General features: G+C 67.9%; 18 protein-coding genes. 9 read left to right on the top strand and 9 right to left on the bottom strand.

The window, feature by feature from the left end:
* Positions 1-129: 129 nt before the first annotated feature.
* Complete coding sequence (gene tsaE / locus HV793_RS19700) at positions 130-669, top strand: tRNA (adenosine(37)-N6)-threonylcarbamoyltransferase complex ATPase subunit type 1 TsaE (protein WP_054457463.1); 540 nt, start codon at positions 130-132, stop codon at positions 667-669.
* Positions 597-1,982 (top strand): N-acetylmuramoyl-L-alanine amidase, encoded by a 1,386-nt coding sequence (locus HV793_RS19695; protein WP_054457465.1) that lies wholly within the window; start codon positions 597-599, stop codon positions 1,980-1,982. Before tsaE ends, HV793_RS19695 begins: the two co-directional genes overlap by 73 nt.
* A gap of 97 nt (positions 1,983-2,079) precedes the next feature.
* On the opposite strand, the gene HV793_RS19690 is transcribed toward HV793_RS19695, so the two are convergent.
* The gene (locus HV793_RS19690) at positions 2,080-2,718 is read right to left on the bottom strand and encodes a VTT domain-containing protein (protein WP_082401223.1); all 639 of its coding nucleotides are present in this window, start codon (positions 2,716-2,718) and stop codon (positions 2,080-2,082) included.
* Between the two features lie 102 nt (positions 2,719-2,820).
* On the opposite strand from HV793_RS19690, the gene mutL reads away from it, so the two are divergent.
* Together mutL and miaA are read left to right on the top strand one after the other, a co-directional pair.
* Positions 2,821-4,785, top strand: coding sequence for a DNA mismatch repair endonuclease MutL (gene mutL / locus HV793_RS19685; protein WP_175213818.1), 1,965 nt, complete (start codon positions 2,821-2,823; stop codon positions 4,783-4,785).
* 2 nt (positions 4,786-4,787) lie between these two features.
* Positions 4,788-5,756, top strand: coding sequence for a tRNA (adenosine(37)-N6)-dimethylallyltransferase MiaA (gene miaA, locus HV793_RS19680; RefSeq protein WP_175213817.1), 969 nt, complete (start codon positions 4,788-4,790; stop codon positions 5,754-5,756).
* A gap of 61 nt (positions 5,757-5,817) precedes the next feature.
* On the opposite strand, the gene purM is transcribed toward miaA, so the two are convergent.
* Positions 5,818-6,867 (bottom strand): phosphoribosylformylglycinamidine cyclo-ligase, encoded by a 1,050-nt coding sequence (gene purM, locus HV793_RS19675; protein ID WP_054457472.1) that lies wholly within the window; start codon positions 6,865-6,867, stop codon positions 5,818-5,820.
* A gap of 368 nt (positions 6,868-7,235) precedes the next feature.
* On the opposite strand from purM, the gene hda reads away from it, so the two are divergent.
* From hda to HV793_RS19655, 4 genes are read left to right on the top strand one after another with little or no spacing between them, the layout of a single operon-like run.
* Positions 7,236-7,937: a DnaA regulatory inactivator Hda gene (hda, locus tag HV793_RS19670; protein ID WP_054457473.1), complete on the top strand. Its 702-nt coding sequence runs from the start codon at positions 7,236-7,238 to the stop codon at positions 7,935-7,937.
* Positions 7,934-8,632: an HAD family hydrolase gene (locus HV793_RS19665; protein ID WP_013391641.1), complete on the top strand. Its 699-nt coding sequence runs from the start codon at positions 7,934-7,936 to the stop codon at positions 8,630-8,632. Before hda ends, HV793_RS19665 begins: the two co-directional genes overlap by 4 nt.
* Positions 8,633-9,997 carry a polynucleotide adenylyltransferase PcnB gene (gene pcnB / locus HV793_RS19660; protein WP_054457475.1) on the top strand — a complete coding sequence of 455 codons (1,365 nt, stop codon included), beginning with the start codon at positions 8,633-8,635 and terminating at the stop codon, positions 9,995-9,997. It begins immediately after the preceding gene.
* Between the two features lie 3 nt (positions 9,998-10,000).
* Positions 10,001-10,486 (top strand): 2-amino-4-hydroxy-6-hydroxymethyldihydropteridine diphosphokinase, encoded by a 486-nt coding sequence (locus HV793_RS19655; RefSeq protein ID WP_054457477.1) that lies wholly within the window; start codon positions 10,001-10,003, stop codon positions 10,484-10,486.
* A gap of 23 nt (positions 10,487-10,509) precedes the next feature.
* Here the strand turns inward: HV793_RS19655 and HV793_RS19650 are convergent, their stop codons facing one another.
* Genes HV793_RS19650 through HV793_RS19635 form a run of 4 tightly spaced genes read right to left on the bottom strand, consistent with a single transcriptional unit; the run spans position 10,510 to position 14,289 of the window.
* Positions 10,510-11,406: a sugar kinase gene (locus tag HV793_RS19650; protein WP_175213816.1), complete on the bottom strand. Its 897-nt coding sequence runs from the start codon at positions 11,404-11,406 to the stop codon at positions 10,510-10,512.
* 32 nt (positions 11,407-11,438) lie between these two features.
* Complete coding sequence (locus HV793_RS19645; RefSeq protein WP_175213815.1) at positions 11,439-12,272, bottom strand: HpcH/HpaI aldolase/citrate lyase family protein; 834 nt, start codon at positions 12,270-12,272, stop codon at positions 11,439-11,441.
* The gene (locus HV793_RS19640) at positions 12,269-13,462 is read right to left on the bottom strand and encodes a CaiB/BaiF CoA transferase family protein (RefSeq protein ID WP_054457482.1); all 1,194 of its coding nucleotides are present in this window, start codon (positions 13,460-13,462) and stop codon (positions 12,269-12,271) included. Before HV793_RS19640 ends, HV793_RS19645 begins: the two co-directional genes overlap by 4 nt.
* On the bottom strand, positions 13,459-14,289 hold the full coding sequence (locus tag HV793_RS19635) for an HTD2 family dehydratase (RefSeq protein ID WP_054457484.1): 831 nt from the start codon (positions 14,287-14,289) through the stop codon (positions 13,459-13,461). The genes HV793_RS19640 and HV793_RS19635 overlap by 4 nt, the downstream gene beginning before the upstream one ends.
* 150 nt (positions 14,290-14,439) lie before the next feature.
* On the opposite strand from HV793_RS19635, the gene HV793_RS19630 reads away from it, so the two are divergent.
* On the top strand, positions 14,440-15,333 hold the full coding sequence (locus HV793_RS19630; RefSeq protein ID WP_125473195.1) for a LysR family transcriptional regulator: 894 nt from the start codon (positions 14,440-14,442) through the stop codon (positions 15,331-15,333).
* A 16-nt stretch (positions 15,334-15,349) separates the two neighbouring features.
* Here HV793_RS19630 and paaG read toward each other — a convergent pair whose 3' ends face one another.
* From paaG to HV793_RS19615, 3 genes are read right to left on the bottom strand one after another with little or no spacing between them, the layout of a single operon-like run.
* The gene (gene paaG / locus HV793_RS19625) at positions 15,350-16,171 is read right to left on the bottom strand and encodes a 2-(1,2-epoxy-1,2-dihydrophenyl)acetyl-CoA isomerase PaaG (protein ID WP_175213814.1); all 822 of its coding nucleotides are present in this window, start codon (positions 16,169-16,171) and stop codon (positions 15,350-15,352) included.
* On the bottom strand, positions 16,168-17,280 hold the full coding sequence (locus HV793_RS19620; RefSeq protein WP_175213813.1) for an acyl-CoA dehydrogenase family protein: 1,113 nt from the start codon (positions 17,278-17,280) through the stop codon (positions 16,168-16,170). Before HV793_RS19620 ends, paaG begins: the two co-directional genes overlap by 4 nt.
* 35 nt (positions 17,281-17,315) lie before the next feature.
* The gene (locus tag HV793_RS19615) at positions 17,316-18,506 is read right to left on the bottom strand and encodes an acyl-CoA dehydrogenase family protein (RefSeq protein WP_125473198.1); all 1,191 of its coding nucleotides are present in this window, start codon (positions 18,504-18,506) and stop codon (positions 17,316-17,318) included.
* Positions 18,507-18,635 lie beyond the last annotated feature (129 nt).

Genomic DNA, 18,635 nt, shown 5'->3' with positions numbered 1-18,635 from the left:
CTGACGGCAGCGCGCCAGCCGCGAGAATGTTGAGAATGACAATCAGTTATAGGTTAGCAGAAACCCGCATTCCTATAATTGCGCAAACATCCGTGCTCCCTCCACCGTTTTTACCACTCGCCCCGCGCCATGTCCGCCCCTCTTTGCAGCCTGACCTTGCACCTGCCCGACGAAGCCGCCACGGAATCGCTGGCACGTCAGCTCGCCCCCCTGGTTTCCGGCGGCCAGGCCGGTCCGGCTGGGGGACATATCCACCTCCAGGGGGACCTGGGCGCGGGGAAAACGGCCTTCACACGGGCCCTGTTGCGGGAAAGCGGCATCACGGGACGGATCAAAAGTCCCAGCTACGCGCTGCTTGAATCCTATAAAGTTTCTAACTTATACTTCTATCACCTTGATTTTTATAGATTTAGTGATACGCGAGAATGGTTGGACGCAGGATTCCGGGATTTACTGCGTGACGACGCAGTCGTTTTGATCGAATGGCCGGAGCGGGCCGGGGGCCTTTTGCCCCCTCCCGACCTGCTGATTTCCCTAGCCTATGCAGGCGACGGACGCGACGCCACCCTGACCGCGTACACCGCTCGAGGACAAACATGGTTGAACGCGATTGTCCCCCCGCCCCAGTCGGCGCCCTCCCCTCGGCAGGCGCCACCCGGCGCCGCCTGATCAGCGTCGCCGCCACCCTGCTCGTCCTGCCGGTCCTGCCGCGCTTGGCGCAGGCGGCGACCATCCTGGCTGTGCGCACCTGGCCGGCCGACGAATACACCCGCGTCACGCTGGAGCTCGACAGCGAGCTCAAGGCTGAGCAGTTCACGCTTGAAAACCCCCACCGCCTGGTGGTGGACATTGAGGGACTGACCATCAGCGCGGCCCTGAACGACCTGGTTTCCAAGGTCCGGCCTGACGACCCCTACATCCAGAGCCTGCGGGTGGCGCAAAACCGCCCCAACGTGGTGCGCCTGGTGTTCGACCTGAAGCAGCCCGTGGCGCCCCAGGTGTTCACGCTCAAGCCCGTGGCCGACTACCAGTACCGTCTGGTGCTGGACCTGTATCCGAAGATCGCCCAGGATCCGCTGGTCGCGATCCTGAACAAGCAGACCGGCCCCGACGTGGACGACCCGCTGGCGCGCATCCTGGAAGACATCCAGCGCAACCCGGTGACCCGCGCCGATCCGCCCGAGCCGCCGCGCGTGCGCGGCCAGCAGCCGGCGCCCCCGCTGCCCACCGCGCCCAAGCCTCCGCCCGCCACCGCCAGCCGCGGCAAGCAGCGCATGGTCACCATCGCGCTGGATCCCGGCCACGGCGGCGAGGACCCGGGCGCCATCGGCAGCAGCGGCCTGCGCGAGAAAGACGTGGTGCTGCGCATCGCCCGGCGCCTGAAGGCGCTGATCGACAGCCAGCCCTACATGCGCGCCTATCTCACGCGCGACGACGACTACTTCGTGCCCCTGCACGTGCGCGTGCAGAAGGCGCGCCGCGTGCACGCGGATCTGTTCATCTCGATCCACGCGGACGCCTGGATCAAGCCTTCGGCCAATGGCTCGTCGGTGTTCGCGCTGTCGCAGCGCGGCGCCACCAGCGCCCAGGCGCGCTGGATGGCGGACAAGGAAAACGCGGCCGACCTGATCGGCGGCGTCAACCTTGGCAGCCACGACCGCCAGGTGGCCAAGGTACTGCTGGACCTGTCCACCACCGCGCAGATCAACGATTCGCTGAAGGTGGGCAGCGCCTTCCTGGACGAAATCAAGAAGATCAACCGCCTGCACAAAAACAGCGTCGAACAGGCCGGCTTCGCGGTCCTGAAAGCGCCGGACATTCCTTCGGTGCTGGTCGAAACCGCCTTCATCAGCAACCCGCAGGAAGAAGCCCTGCTGCGCAGCACCTCGCATCAGGACAAGCTGGCGCAGGCCATGATGACGGGCATCCAGCGTTACTTCACCGCCAACCCGCCGCTGGCGCGGCTGGGCGATGTGAGCTGACGGCGACGTCTGCCGCCGCATGAAAAAGGGCGTTGCGCTTCACGGCGCAACGCCCTTTTCAATGTGACGCGTGTGCCGCAGCATGCGCTGCGGCGCTTCACGCGCCGCGTTTGGCCTTGATCAGCTTGAACAGGCCCGCCCCGATCACCGGCACGATGGCGGCGGCCAGCCCCAGCAGCACGATGGTATTCAAGTGTTCGCGCACCAGCGGGATGTTGCCGAAGAAGTAGCCCGCGGCCACCAGGCTCACCACCCACAGCAGCGCGCCCAGGATGTTGAACAGCTGGAAGCGCGACTGCGGCATGTCGGCCACGCCCGCGACAAAGGGCGCGAAAGTGCGCACGACCGGGATGAAGCGCGACATGACGATGGTCTTGCCGCCGTGCTTTTCATAGAACGCGTGCGTGCGCATCAACGCGCCGCGGTCCAGAAAGCGCAGGTTCATCGAAAACACGCGCGGCCCGATATAGCGTCCGATGAAGTAGTTCACCGTATTGCCGGTGATGGCGGCGACGATCAGCAGCCCGCCCATCAGGAACGGATCGATGTGTCCGGTCGCGCCGAACGCGCCCGCGATGAACAGCAGCGAATCCCCCGGCAGAAAGGGCAGCACGACCAGCCCCGTCTCCGCAAAAACGATCAGGAACAGCACCAGGTACACCCACACGCCATACTGCGCGACCCAGACGCCGAGCGTCTTGTCGATGTGGAGCACCATATTGAAGAATTCGAGCATTGAAGCAACCCTGCCAGCGGAATGGGATATCAGTCCGCGACTATAGCCCACCCGCCCATGACGCTAAAATCGTCCACATAGCCATACCTGAACGCCAGCCACATGACCGAACGCCGCTCCATTCTTGCGCTTCCCGACCTGCTGATCAGTCAGATCGCCGCCGGCGAGGTGATCGAGCGGCCGGCATCCGTGCTCAAGGAAATCCTCGAAAACGCCATCGACGCGGGCGGACGCGCCATTGAAGTGCGCCTGGAAGGCGGCGGCATACGCCGCATTGCCGTGACCGACGACGGCGGCGGCATTCCGCCCGAAGAGCTGCCGCTGGCGCTGGCGCGCCACGCCACCAGCAAGATCCGCTCCTTGAACGAACTGGAATCTGTGGCATCCATGGGATTCCGCGGCGAAGCGCTGGCCTCGATCGCGTCCGTGGCCCAGGTCACCATCATTTCCCGCACCCGCGATGGCGAGCACGCCTGGCAGATCGATGCAGGCAGCATGCAGGTCAGCCCCGCCTCGGGTCCTCCGGGCACCACGGTGGACGTGCGCCAGTTGTTCGACGCCGTGCCGGCCCGCCGCAAATTCCTGCGCTCCGAGGCCACCGAGTTCGGCCATTGCGTCGACGCCATGGAGCGCATCGCGCTGGCGCATCCGCAGATCGCCTTCCGCCTGTTCCATCACGACCGCGCGCAGCGCCAATGGCTGCCCGCCGAACCGCCGCAGCGCATCCGCGACGTGCTGGGCGCGGAATTCGCCGAACACGGCCTGCTGCTGTCGCACTCGGTCGGCACGGTCAGCCTGGCGGGCATGATCACCCGTCCCACCGCAGCCCGCGCCCGCGCGGACCGCCAGTATCTCTACGTGAACGGCCGCTACGTGCGCGACCGCACCGTCAGCCACGCCCTGCGCGCCGCCTACGCGGACGTACTGCATGGCGACCGCCAGCCCGCCTACGTGCTGTTCCTGGACATCGACCCGGCCGCCGTGGACGTGAACGTGCACCCGGCCAAGCATGAGGTCCGTTTCCGCGACAGCGGCGCGGTGCATCGCTTCGTGTCCCATGCGGTCGGCCAGACCCTGGCGCAGACGGGCGGCGCGTCCGCCGCAGCCCCCGCGGCGCAAAACGACGACGCGGACGACGCCGGGTTCGAAACCGTGGCCCGGCCCGCCACCGCCGCGGCGACCGACGCCGCGCCGCAAGCCTCGCCTTACGCGCCCGCCAGCAGCCCCCGGCCCATGACGGACGCGCCTCGGCCCGCCTACGCCGGCGGCAACGCATCATCATCGTCTTACGGCTTGCGCCCATCGCCCGCGCCGCAGCGCCCGCACACCCAGGTGCCGTTCCGCCTGCACGCCGAACCCGCCGGCATTCCGGCCGCGGACTGGCAATCGCTCTACCGCCCGCTGGATGACGACTCGGCCGCCAAAACCGCGCCGCTGCGCGAACCCGCACCCGCGCCTGTCGCGGCTCTGCCCGCGGACGAAGAACATCCGCTGGGCATGGCGCTGGCGCAGCTGCATGGCATCTACATCCTGGCGCAGACCCGCCGCGGCATCGTGCTGGTGGATATGCATGCCGCGCACGAGCGGGTGGTCTACGAACAGCTCAAGCAAGCCCTGGACGCGCGCAGCCTGCCGCGCCAGGATCTGCTGGTGCCCGTGGTGTTCCATGCCCAGGAAAAGGACGTGGCGCTGGTCGAGGAATACGAAGAGCAGCTGAACGAACTCGGCTTCGAAATGCGCCCGTCCGGCCCCACCTCGATCGCCGTGCGCTCGGTGCCGGCCATCCTGGCCCGCGGCGACATCGAAACGCTGGCCCGCGCCGTGCTGCGCGACCTGGGCGCCGTGGGCGTGTCGCGCCTGCTGACGGAACAGCGCAACGAGCTGCTGTCCACCATGGCCTGCCATGGTTCCGTGCGCGCCAACCGCAAGCTCACCATCGAAGAAATGAACGGCCTGCTGCGCCAGATGGAAGCAACCGAACGCGCCGACCAGTGCAACCACGGCCGCCCCACCTGGATCCAGTGGTCGGTGTCCGACCTGGACAAGCTCTTCCTGCGCGGACAATAAGCTTGTCGCCGTCCTCCTCCCCCAACGCGACGCCGCTGGTCATCTGCCTGGCCGGCCCCACCGCGGCCGGCAAGAGCGCCTCCACCCTGGCGCTGGCCGAGCGCTGGCCGCTGGAAATCGTCAACGTCGATTCCGCCACGATCTATCGCGGCATGGACATCGGCACGGCCAAGCCCTCGCCCGAGGAACAGGCGCAGGTGCCGCAGCATCTGCTGGACATCCTCGACCCCATCCAGTCGTACTCCGCAGCCGACTTCGTCGCCGATGCGCTGCGCCTGATAGACGAGATCCGCGCACGCGGACGCATCCCGCTGCTGGCGGGCGGCACCATGATGTACTACAAGGCGCTGCGCGACGGCCTGGACGATCTGCCGCAGGCCGATCCGGCGCTGCGCGCCGAGCTGGAAGCGCGCGCCGCCGTCCAGGGCTGGCCCGCGCTGCACGCCGAACTGGCGCAGCTGGATCCCGTCACTGCCGCACGCCTGGCCCCCAACGACAGCCAGCGCATCCAGCGCGCGCTGGAGATCTGCATGCTGTCCGGCCAGCCCATGTCGGCCCTGCTGCTGCGCAGCCAGCGTCCGCGCGACGCGACGGGCAACCGGTACCTCACCATCAGCCTGGAGCCTTCCGACCGCGCCGCGCTGCATGCCCGCATCGAGCAACGCTTCGACGCCATGCTGAACCGCGGCCTGCTCGACGAAGTCCGCGCCCTGCGCGCCAGGGGCGACCTGCATACCGGCCTGCCCTCGGTCCGTTGCGTGGGCTACCGGCAGATGTGGGCGCACCTGGACGGCGAGGTCGACCTCGCCACCGCCCGCGAACAAGGCATCGCCGCCACGCGCCAGCTGGCCAAGCGCCAGATCACCTGGCTGCGCGCGCAGCCCGAGCGCGTCATCGTCGACTGCCTGGCGGCGGATGCCGTGGCGCAAACCATAGACGCGATGGCCGTCGCGCTGGCGGGACGCGCCTAGCCAGGCGCCAGACACAAAAAAACCGCGCCGTGGCGCGGTTCTTCGTTGCGGACAGCGTGGCTTACACCACGAAGGTTTGCGCCATGCCTTCCTTCTGCTCGACGATCTCGCCCAGCGTGCTGACGGTCTCGCCCTGCTCGCGCAGCGTGGCGGCGATGGCTTCGGCCTGCGCCGGATCCACCACCAGCACCATGCCGATGCCGCAGTTGAAAACGCGGTACATCTCGGTGTCTTCGACCTGGCCCTGCTCTTGCAGCCACTGGAACAGCTTGGGCATTTCCCAGTTGGCGCGGTGCAGCTTGGCCGACAGGCCGGGCTGCAGGATGCGCGGCACGTTGTCCAGCAAGCCGCCGCCCGTGATGTGGGCCAGGCCCTTGATGCTGGTGCCGTGCTTGGCCAGGGCGGCCAGCACCTGCTTCACGTAGATGCGCGTCGGCGCCATGACCACGTCGACCATCGGCTGGCCGTGGAAATCGTCGTCGGGCTTGGCGTTGGCGCGTTCCAGGATCTTGCGCAGCAGCGAATAGCCGTTGGAGTGCGCACCGCTGGAAGCCAGGCCCAGCACCACGTCGCCGGTCTTGATCGACTGGCCGGTGATGATGGCGGACTTTTCCACCGCTCCCACCGCGAAGCCGGCCAGGTCGTACTCGCCGTCCGGATACATGCCCGGCATTTCGGCGGTTTCACCGCCGATCAGCGCGCAGCCCGACAGCTCGCAACCCTTGGCGATGCCGCCCACCACGGCCGCCGCCGTATCCACCGAAAGCTTGCCGCAGCCGAAATAGTCCAGGAAGAACAGCGGCTCCGCGCCCTGCACCAGGATGTCGTTGACGCTCATGGCGACCAGGTCGATACCCACGGTGTCGTGGCGGTTCCAGTCGAACGCCAGGCGCAGCTTGGTGCCCACGCCGTCGGTGCCCGAGACCAGCACGGGTTCCTTGTACGACTTCGGCACTTCAAACAGGCCGCCAAAGCCGCCGATACCGGCCAGCACCCCGGGACGCATGGTGCGCGCCGCAAGCGGTTTGATACGGTCGACCAGGGCGTCGCCTGCGTCGATGTCGACACCGGCATCGCGGTAGGTCATAGGGGCGGTAGGTTGATTCGTCATGAGAAATGCCGTGGGGTATGTAACAATTGCTGGGATTTTGGTGGAACGCCCTGCATTTTACGATGTTGCGGGGACTAGCAGGGATCGGCGCCGCCAAAGCGGTCCGGACGGCGACCGCGCCGGCTCGCCCGGCCAGGGCGGGCAAGAGGGGCCGGATCGGCGCAAACCCAAGCCAGCCCAGGCCCATCGACGCGACACCCTGGCCCCAGGTGGTTTAAAGTGTAGGGTTGGCCGGTATTGATTTTGTCGGTTCCGTGGTGCAAACCCCGGAGTTTCGCGCCCGGCCAGCGACGTTTTGACCCGTTGTACTGACCTGTAGCCGTATTGACCCGTACTACCCGCCTCGTTTCGGCACCCTGTAAGCTCCCATGAACCGCCAGCTGCTGCTTGACGTTCTTCCCGCGCCAGCGCCATCGCTGAACAACTATATCGCCGGCCCCAACGGGGAAGCGCTGGCGGCAGTGCGCGCGCTGCTTCCTGGCCGCGCCCTGTACATCTGGGGCGCCGCGGGCTGCGGCCGCAGCCATCTGCTGCGCGCGCTGACCGCCCGCCCCGACGCCGTCTATATCGACGCCGAGACTGGCGAAAACATGCTGCGCCGCCTGGCCGAAGCCGATTCCAAGTCGCCCATGCCCAAGTTCGTGGCGGTCGACGACGTGCACCGCATGAACGACAGCCGCCAGGCCGCCCTGTTCGCGCTCTACAACCGCTGGCGCGAATCCGCCGCCACCGGCCGCGCCTTCGCGCTGGCGCTGGCGGGCGACCGCGCTCCGCTGTCGATGCCGCTGCGCGAGGACTTGCGCACGCGCCTGGGCTGGGACCTGGTTTTCCGCCTTGACCCGCTGTCCGACGCCGACAAGCTGGCCGCCCTGTCGGCCCAGGCGGCTGCCCGCGGCATGCACCTGGCGCCCGAAATCATCAATTGGATGCTCACGCACCACGAGCGCGACATCCGCAAGCTGGCGGAGCTGATCGACGCGCTGGACCGCTATTCCCTGGCCACCGGCCGTCCCATCACCCTACCTCTGCTGCGGGCCATGCTCGCAGATCCTGATTCACAACGCACATGACCTCCCGACGTCTCGCCCTGTTCGACCTGGATCACACCCTGTTGCCGCTGGATAGCGACTACCAATGGGCCGACTATCTGGCACGCACGGGCCGCGCCGGGGATCCCGCCGAAGCCCGCCGCCAGAACGACGATCTGATGGATCGCTACAACCGCGGCGAGCTCACCGCCGAGCAGGCGGCCGAGTTCATGCTCGGCCTGCTGGCCGCGCACACGCCTTACGACCTGGCGGCCTGGCATGAAGCCTTCATGGAAGAAGTGATCCGCCCGTCCATGACGCCCGCCGCGCGCGACCTGGTGCAATCGCACCTGGAAGCCGGCGACCTGTGCGCGGTGGTCACGGCCACCAACAGCTTCGTCACCGCTCCCATCGCGCGCGCCTTCGGCGTGCCCCACCTCGTGGCCACCGACGCGGAATACCTGCGCGGGCGCTACACCGGCCGCATCCTGGGCACGCCCAGTTTCAAGGAAGGCAAGGTGGTGCGCGTCAACGACTGGCTGGCCGGCATGGGTTTGGGACTTGCGGATTTTTCGGAATCGTTTTTCTATAGCGATTCGGTCAACGATGTACCCCTGCTGGAGAAAGTGACCCGTCCGATCGCAGCCAACCCCAGCCCCACCCTGCGCGGCATCGCCCAGGAGCGCGGCTGGCAGGTGATCGACTTGTTCGACCACATGGAAGATTCGAAGTCCTAAATGATCACTGAAACCATAAAAAAATTCGTCGGCCGACTATTCGCGCCGGCAGCCCGGGGGCCGTTGCGCATCGCGCGCGACAAGCACGGCATCGACCGCCGCAACGTCTCGCGCCACGCGATCAAGGTCTGCGAGGTGCTGCGCCAGCACGGCTATGACGCCTACATCGTCGGCGGCGCCGTGCGCGACCTGATCGTGGGCCTGGAGCCCAAGGACTTCGACGTGGCCACCAACGCCACGCCCGAGCAGATCCGTCCGCTGTTCCGCCGCGCCCGCATCATCGGCCGCCGCTTCCAGCTGGTGCACGTGGTCTTCGGCCAGGAAATCATCGAAACCTCCACCTTCCGCGCCCCCGCCTCGGAAGACCAGGAGACCGACGAACACGGTCGCATCCTGCGCGACAACGTATTCGGTTCGCACGAAGAAGACGCGGCGCGCCGCGACTTCACCATGAACGCGCTCTACTACGACCCGCACAATGAGGAAGTCATTGACTTCCACAACGGCGTGGCCGACCTGAAAAAGCGCCAGGTCCGCATCATCGGCGACCCGACCAAGCGCTACCGCGAAGACCCCGTCCGCATGCTGCGCGCCGTGCGCTTCGCCGCCAAGCTGAACGGCACCATCGACCCGGCCACGCGCCAGCCCATCAGCACCATGGCCGAGCTCATCGAGAACGTGCCGGCCTCGCGCCTGTTCGACGAAATGCTCAAGCTGCTGACCTGCGGCCATGCCATGGACTGCCTGCGCCAGCTGCGCGCCGACGGCCTGCACAAGGGCCTCTTGCCCCTGCTGGACGTGGTGCTGGAGCAACCCGGCGGCGAGCATTTCGTGGAGCTTGCGCTGGAACGCACCGACGCGCGCGTGCGCTCGGGCAAGACCATCAGCCCCAGCTTCCTGTTCGCCGCGCTGCTGTGGCAACAGGTGGAAGCGCGCTGGAAGCAGCTGCGCGCGCAGGGCGAGCACACCATCCCCGCCCTGTCGCAAGCCGCCGATTCGGTGCTGGACGAACAGACCGAAAAGCTCGCCATCCAGCGCCGCTTCTCGTCCGACATGCGCGAGATCTGGTTCATGCAGCCACGTTTCGAGCGCCGCATGGGCAAGACCATCTACCGCATGATCGAACAGCCGCGCTTCCGCGCCGCCTGCGACTTCCTGCAACTGCGCGCCGCCGCCGGCGAGTTCGACAGCGTGCTGGCGCAATGGTGGATGGACCTGGCCAACGCCGACGACGTCACCCGCAGCGAGATGATCGAAGAGGTGTCCCGCCAACCGCGCGATGCCGGCGACGCCCCCTCCGCCCCGCGCAAGCGCCGCCGTCCGCGCCGTTCGCCCTCGCGTGGCACGCCGCCCGCAGCGGGTTAAGTCATGACCGCTCCTGTGCGCGCCTACGTCGCGCTGGGCGCCAACCTGGGCGACGGCGCAGCCACGCTGCGCAGTGTCCTGGCTGAATTGCAGGAAACCGGCGGCATCGCCGCGGTGGCGGCATCGCCGTTCTACCGCAGCGCGCCGGTCGAAGCCACCGGCCCCGACTTCGTCAACGCAGTGGCGGCGCTGGACACGCATCTGACCCCGCTGGCCCTGCTGGATGCGCTGCAGGCGCTGGAAAACCGGCACGGCCGCGAGCGCCCCTACAAGAATGCGCCGCGCACGCTGGATCTGGACCTGCTGCTGTACGGCGACACCGTGCTGGACCATGAGCGGCTGACGCTGCCCCACCCTCGTATGCACCTGCGCGCCTTCGTGCTGCTGCCCCTGCGCGACCTGGCTCCCGGCCTGGCGCTGCAAGGCAAGCCCATCGGCGACTGGATCGCCGCGATCCACGACCAGCCGATAACGCGCATCGCGGACTGAACGCCGGCGGCCAAGCCCGCCCGCTATTCCTTCGGCGCGTAGGCCATCAGCACGCGCTCCACGTCCTCGACCTGCGGCAGGCCCGCTTCATTGCCCAGATGCTGGATCTTGTGGGCCGAAGCCGCGCGCGCAAAGGTGAAGTGCTCCGCCCACGGCAGTTCCGGCCGGTTCAGATAGGACCAGACGTAGGCGCCGTGGAACACGTCCCCGGCCCCCGAGGTATCGACAATGCTGGCGGCCGGCACGTCCAGCGCGGGCAGGACATCCACCGTTCCCGTCTCGTCGTACCAGAGCATGCCGCGCTCGCCCATGGTGACCGCGCCGATGCGGCAGCCGCGCGCCTTCAGCAGTTCCAGCAGGCCTGACGGCGCAAGCCCCAATTGTTCGCACATGCGCTCCGCGCAGACCGCCACGTCGACGTGGCGCAGCAGCTCGTCGGTGTTCTCGCGCACGCCGCCGCCATCGAGCGAGGTCAGCACGCCCGCCTGCCGACACGCCTGCGCGTAATGCAGGGCGGCGTCGGGCTGATGCCCGTCCAGGTGCAAGGCACGGTAGCCGCCGATGTCCAGCCGCGGAAAGTCGTTCAGGTAGTCCACGTCGCGCGCACGCACGATGGCGCGCTTGCCGTGATTGGGCATGATGAAGGACAGGGACGAACGGCTCACTTTGCGCGCATGCAGCGACACCCCGTGCGCCGCAGCCATGTCCGTGTACATGTGGCCCAGCCAGTCCGATGCCAGCGAGCAGATCAGGTCCGGCGGCGTGCCCAGCCGCGCGCAGGCGAACGCGGCCGTCACCGCGTTGCCGCCGAAGGACACCGCGTAGTCGCGCGCCACGCTTTTTTCATCGCCCGTAGGCCATACGTCCGCCAGCACGGTGACGTCGATATAAGTGTGTCCGATGAAGAGCGCTTCGCCCATGGAGCTGCCGGAAAGAAGTGATCGGAACCGGCCTAGATGCCGGTGGTTTCGCCCGCCTGCGCCAGCACCAGTCGCGCGCGTGCGATGACTGGGGCGTCGACCATCTTGCCGTCCAGCATGAAGGTGCCGGCCGAAGTGTCGCGATGCGTGGCGATGACGCGGCGCGCCCAGGCCAGTTCCTGCGCCGCGGGCACGAAGGCCGCGTGGATCACCGGCACTTGCGTGGGGTGGATGCACAGCATGCCGCCAAAGCCCATTTGCTGCGCGCGGCCGGCGGCATGCGCCAGCCCGGCCTGGTCCTGGATGCCCGGAAACACGCCATCCAGCGCGGGCGCCAGTCCGGCTGCGCGGCTGTGCAGCAGCACCTGCACGCGCGCCTGGTCCAGCACGGTTTGCGCCCCCGGCGTATCGGGCGTCAGTCCCAGGTCCAGGCCGTAGTCCAGACTGCCGAAGGCCAGGCGCTCCACGCCGGGCGTGGCGGCGACTTCCGCAACGTTGAGGATGCCCTGGGCGCTTTCCAGGATGGGAATCACCCGCAGGCCCGCCTGGACCACATGGCGCACCTGCGCCAGGCTCTCGGCCTTGGGCAGCAGCACGCCGGCCACCCCGGGCTTGCCGCGGCAGGCCTTGAGATCGTCGTCGTGCCAGGAAGTGGAGGCGTCGTTGATCCGCACCCACAGCCGGACGCGCGGATTCGTCCCCAGGAAATCGCACAGCGCTTCCCGGGCGGCCGCCTTGGCCAGATGCTCCACCGCGTCTTCCAGATCGACGATGACGGCGTCGGCGCCGGCGGCCAGCGCCTTGGGGATGCGCTCGGGGCGCGACGCCGGCACGAACAGCGCGCTACGGACAACGGGATGCGTCACACGACCTCCGATGCATGGAACTGCGCCACCTGATCGGGCGCGTATCCCAATGATGCTAGCACCGCATCGGTGTTTTGGCCCACCGCGGGCACCGCGGCCATGCGCGGCGCGAAGGCGTTGCTGCTGGCCGGAGGCAGCAGCGCGGGCAGCTCGCCGGCGGGGCTGTCCACCTGGCTCCAGCGGCCTCGGGCCTGCAATTGCGGATGGGCCCAGACGCCGGCCATGTCGTTGACGCGCGCATTGGCGATCTGCGCGTCCTCCAGCCGCTGCGTCACCTGTTCGATGGACAGGTCGGCGAAGGCGGCCACGATCAGCGCGCGCAGGTCGTCGCGGTTGGCGGTGCGCAGCGAATTGGAGATGAAGCGCGGGTCTTCCGCGAGTTCCGCCTGGCGCAGCACCTGGGCGCAGAACACGCGCCATTCGCGCTCGTTCTGCAGGCCCAGCATGATGGTGGCGCCGTCGCCCACGGGGAACGGCCCGTAGGGATAGATGGAGGCGTGGGCCGCGCCCGCGCGCACGGGCGGCGTGGCGCCGTCGAAGGCGTAGTACATGGGAAACCCCATCCACTCCACCATGCTCTCCAGCATGGAGACGTCCAGGCGGCTGCCCAGGCCCGTTTTCTGCCGCAGCAGCAATGCGTTCAGGATCGCGGAATAGGCGTACATGCCGGCCGCGATGTCGGCGATGGAGCAACCGGCCTTGACCGGATCGTCCCTGGTACCCGTCACGGACAGGAAACCGCTTTCGCTCTGGATCAGCAGGTCGTAGGCCTTCTTGTCCTGATAGGGCCCGCCTTCGCCATAGCCCGAGATATCGCAGACGATCAGGCGCGGATACTTCTTGTGCAGGGCGTCAAAAGACAGTCCCAGACGCGCGGCGGCGCCGGGCGCCAGGTTCTGCACCAGCACGTCGGCGGTCTCCAGCAGGCGTTCCATGACGCCACCCGCCTCTTCGCGCTTGAGGTCCAGCGTCAGGCTTTCCTTGGACCGGTTGGTCCAGACGAAATGCGAGGACAGGCCGCGCACGCGCTCGTCGTAGCCGCGGGCGAAGTCCCCGCCGCCGGGACGTTCGATCTTGATGACGCGCGCGCCCATGTCCGCGAGCTGGCGGGTGCAGAACGGCGCGGCGATCGCGTGCTCCAGGCTGACGACGGTGATGCCGTCCAGGGGACGGGGGGCCTCTATGCTCATTCTGTAAACCTCAGTTCAGCTTGGTGGGCCAGCGTGCCGTCCTGCTCAGCCCAGAGCTGGGCCACGCCCGGCTCGGTCAAGCGGCCGGCCACCTGGAAGGGTGCGGGCGCAATCAGCGGACGCAGGCCGCGATACGACAGGTGGGTCAGGCGCGCCTGCGGATGGGCGCGGGAGAAGGCGGCAACCATCTCGGTGGCGATGAGCGGGCCGTGCACCACCAGCCCGGGATAGCCCTCGGTGCCCGTCACGTAGGGATGGTCGTAGTGAATGCGATGGCCGTTGAAGGTCACCGCCGAGTAGCGGAACAGCAGCACCGGCGACGGCTCAACGGTATCGCGCCACTGCGCCTGCGGCGCGGGCTCGCTGCCCGTGAGCTTGGGCGGCGTCGGCTGCCGATAGACGATGTCCTGCTCCTCGTGGATGGCGACCTCGCCTTCCTGGCGGAACTCGTGGCGCACGGTCACGAACAGCAGTGCGCCAGTGCGCCCTGCCTTTTCCTTGACATCGATCACCGTGGATTCGCGCTCCGCGGGCACGCCGACCAACAGCGGCCGGCGGAACTCGACCCGGCCGCCCGCCCACATGCGGTTGCGGTCCTGGGCCGGCGGCAAAAAGCCGCCGCGCGCCGGATGGCCATCCGTCCCCAGCCCGCCCATGTCCACCGTGGAAATGAAGAACGCCCATTGCCACAGCGGCGGCAAGGCATCGCCCTGGACCGGCGCCGGACCTCCCAGGGTTGCCGCAATGCGCGCGGCGTGGCCAGGATCCATGGCGTCCGCCCTGCGTTCGCCGCTGCCGATCCAGGCGGCCGGATCTGTAGATGTCATGCCGATATCCTCTGCTGGGGTTTTTACAGACTGAAGCATGCCCGCAAGCCGTCCCGCTTGTGAATTCGTTTTTGCTCAAGGCGGGGTTTGCGCTGCCTGAATCGCACCCCTGCCTCCCGGCCCGACGCCTCGCGCCGTAATATATGGCCCATGCACTTCGACCTCGCCGACCTACGCCTGTTCATCCACATCGCCGAATCCCCCAGCCTGACCCAGGCTGCCAAGCGGGCGCACCTGTCCCTGGCAGCCGTCAGCGTGCGCATCAAGGCGCTGGAGAACCAGCTCAATACCCGCCTCCTGTACCGCGACAGCCGCGGAGTGGAGATCACGCCCGCGGGCCAGAAGCTGCTGCAGCACGCGCGCGTCATCATGCGCCAGGTGGACCACCTGAAACATGACTTCCAGGAGCAGGCCGACGGCGACGCCGGCCACATCCGCATCTTCGCCAACACCACGGCGGTCACGGAATTCATGCCGGACATCCTGGCGCAATTCCTGTCCGGCCACCCTGGCGTCACCGTGGACCTGCAGGAACGCCTGACCCGCGACATCGTGCGCGGCGTGCTGGACGGCACCACCGACCTGGGCATCGTGGCCGGCCCGGTGGATGCGCCCGAATTGCAGACCATCCACTTCAGCACCGACAAGCTGGTGCTGGTGGTGCCCAATGGCCACCCGCTGCAGGATCAGGAAAAGATCAAGCTGGCCGAGGCGGTGCGCTACCCCTTCATCACCATGCACGAAGGTTCCACCCTGGTCGCCTTCCTGCGCGACCAGCTGGAACAGGTGGGCCAGCGCCTGCCCCAGCGCATCCAGCTCTACAGCTTCGATTCCATCTGCCGGATGGTGCAGGCGGGCGTGGGCATCGGCGTCATCCCCGACTCCGCCGCGCGGCGCTATGGCGCCGACATGAAGCTGCGCGTGGTCGAATTGGACGAGCCCTGGGTGGTGCGCGAACGCAAGCTACTGGTGCGCGACATCGACGCTCTGCCGGGTTGCGCGCGCGAACTCATAGAACAGATCCAGGTGGCGCGGACGCCCTGACGGCCGTCTGCAAAGCTCAGGTGCCGGTGAACGCCGGCGGGCGCTTGTGCGCGAACGCCCGCATGCCTTCCAGGTAGTCGTCGGTGTAGCCCAGTTCGCGCTGCAAGCGGCATTCCAGATCGAACTGCTGCGCCAGCGTGTTGCCGCTGGACGCGTGCAGCGCCGCCTTGGTAGCCGCATAGGCGCGCGTAGGTCCGGCCGCCAGCGTATCGGCGACTTCGGCCAGCGTGTCCGCCAGCGCGGCGTCTGGCACCACACGCCAGATCAGGCCCCAGGCTTCCGCCTGCCTGGCGCTGAGCGCTTCGCCGAACAGCGCGGCGCCCATGGCCCGCGCAGAGCCCACCAAACGCGGCAGGAACCAGGTGCCGCCGGCATCCGGCAGCAGGCCGATCTTGCTGAAGGCCTGAATGAAGCGCGCCGACTCCACTGCGAACACCACGTCGCAAGCCAGCGCCAGGCTGGCGCCTGCGCCGGCCGCGACGCCGTTTATCACGCACACCACCGGCACCGGCAAGTTACGCAGCCGGGTGATCAGCGGTCGGTAGCACTGCTCAAGAATCAGGCTCAGGTCGCGACGCGCTCCGTCCTCAGCCGGCTTGCGCTCGCCCAGGTCCTGCCCAGCGCAAAAGCCCCGGCCCGCGCCCGTGATGATCAGTCCGCGCAGGCCGCTGTCCGCCTCCATGGCATCCAGCGCCCGCGCCAGCTCGGCATGCATGACTTCCGTGAAACTGTTCAACCGGTCGGGCCGGTTCAGTGTGATGACGCCCACGCCCCGCTCCAGCGTGAAGCGGATCTGGGTGTAGCCGCCTTCGACCTGTGTCGTCGCCGCTGCGCTCATGCCAGTTCCTCCAGCACCGCCAGTTGCTCGGCCGTATCGCCCAGCAGCTGGTCCACGACGGTCAGCCGTTTGAAGTAATCGCCCACGTCCAGCTCGTCGGTCATGCCCATGCCGCCATGCAGCTGCACCGCCAGTTGCGCCACCAGGCGTCCGGCGCGCGCGGCTTCCAACTTCGCGGAGGCGATCATGCGGCGGCGCTGCGCTGCGTCGGTTTCGGTCAGCGCCGCCACTGCCACATAAGCCATGGACAAAGCCAGTTCCTTGGCCACCAGCATTTCCGCCAGGCGATGCTGCAAGGCCTGGAACGAGGCCAGCGGTTGGCCGAACTGCTTGCGCGCCTTCAGGTAGTCGACGGTGATTTCCAGCAGCCGCTCCATTGCGCCCCCGGCGTGCGCGCATAGCGCGGCCGTGCCCCATTGCAAGGACTGCGCCAGCGCCTGGTCGGCGGCGGTCCCTTGCGCCAGCAAGGCCTCGGGCGCCAGATTGACCGCGTTCAGATCCAGCCGGGCGCAGCGCGCGCCGTCCAGCGTGGGTGTATCGGTGATCCTCACGCCTGCCGTATCCGCCGGCACCGCCAGCAACAGGGTCTCGCCCCCGTCGCCGCGCGCGCTGACCAACCACGCGGTGGCTGCCGCGCCGTGCCAGACCAGATGCTTGGCGCCGTCCAGCCGCCAGCCATCGGCAGTCTTGCTGGCGCGGCAATCGCGCGGATCGGTGTCGTAGCGGCGGCCGGGCTCCTGGTACGCCACGCTGACCACGGCGTCGCCCGAGGCGATGGTCGGCAGCCACAAGCCGCGCGCTTCGCCGCCGCAGGCTTCGATCAGCGCCGCGCCCATGACCGCGCTGGGAATGACCGGCTCAGACACCAATCCGCGTCCCAGTTCCACGTGCACGGGCAGCAGGCTGGCGGGCACTTCGCCGAAGCCGCCGAAATCCTGCGGGATGGTCAGGCCCAGAACGCCCAGTTCAGCCAGCGCGGCCCAGGCGTCGGCATCCAGCTTGCCCGCCGCCTGCCGGGCCCGGCGGCGCGCGTGCGCCCATTCCTGGTCCACCAGTCGCCGCAGGCTGTCGGCCAGCATGCGTTGTTCTTCGGTATAGATGAAATCCATGCGTCGTCTTCCTGTCGGGTTGCGCGAGGCCGGGCCTACAGGCCCAGCACCAGGCGGGCGATGATGCCCTTCTGCACTTCGGTGGTGCCGCCGTAGATCGAGGTCTTGCGCATGTCGGCATAGCCGGCGCCCGCCGCAGCCGCCAGTTCCGGCCCAGGACCGCTGTATCCATGGTCTGCCTGCAGCCAATCGGGGTCATAGGGCCAGGCGTCCGGCCCCGCCACCTCCATCTGCAGCATGGCCAGGTCCTGCTGGATCTCGGAGCCGCGGATCTTCAGCACCGACGCTTCCGGCCCCGGCGTGCCGTCGTTGCTGGAGGCCACGCGCAGCAGCAGCATTTCCAGCGCCATGATGTCCACCTCGATGCGCGAGATGCGGTCGCGGAACCGGCCGTCGGCCAACAGGGGCTTGCCCCGGGACTGCGCCTGCACCGCCATGTGCTTGAGCACGCCCAGTTCGCGGTGGCAATGGCCCAGGCCTGCGATGCCGGTGCGCTCGTGGCCCAGCAGGTACTTGGCATAGGTCCAGCCCTGGTTCTCCACGCCCACCAGGTTGGCCACGGGCACGCGCACGTTCTCCAGCCAGACCTCGTTCACGTCGTGCCCCCCATCCAGCGTGCGGATGGGGCGCACGGTCACGCCCGGCGTACGCATGTCCAGCAGCAGCATGGAGATGCCGCGCTGCGCGCGGGCCTCGGGGTCGGTGCGGACCAGGCAGAACATCCAATCGGCGTACTGAGCCAGGGTGGTCCAGGTCTTCTGGCCGTTGACGACGTATTCGTCGCCGTCGCGCACGGCGCGGGTCGAGAGCGAGGCCAGATCGGACCCCGACCCCGGTTCGGAATAGCCCTGGCACCACCAGTCCTCCACGCGGATGATGCGAGGCAAGAGGCGCGCCTGCTGCTCGGCGCTGCCGTACTTCATCAGGACCGGGCCGATCATGGACAGGCCGAATGGCAACAGGCGCGGCGCGCCGGCCTTGAAACATTCGACCTCGAAGATCAGCCGCTGCAATGCATTCCAGCCGGTGCCGCCATGCTCGACCGGCCAGTTCGGCGCGCCCCAGCCCTGGTCGGCCAGGATGTTATGCCAGCGTACGTAGTCCTCGCGCTCCAGCCGCTGGTGGCGCAGCACCTTGTCGCGTATGTCCTGCGGCAGCTTGTCCGTGGCGAAGGCGCGCACTTCTTCGCGGAATAGCCGCTCCTGCGGCGTCCAGGTCAGATTCATGGTCGGGCTCCTTTTCCGATATCTAGCCACGCGGGGGCACGCCGGACAATCTGCCTCTTCCGAAGACGGGCTTCGCGCAGGACATAGGGCGCCCCACTACGGGCCGGCAGAAGGCCAGCTTCAGCAATG

Origin of the sequence: Achromobacter aegrifaciens (assembly GCF_902859965.1) — a bacterium.
Lineage (GTDB): Bacteria > Pseudomonadota > Gammaproteobacteria > Burkholderiales > Burkholderiaceae_B > Achromobacter > Achromobacter aegrifaciens.
The sequence above is the reverse complement of the archived record's forward strand: the minus strand, read 5'-3'. Positions and strand labels throughout refer to the sequence as shown.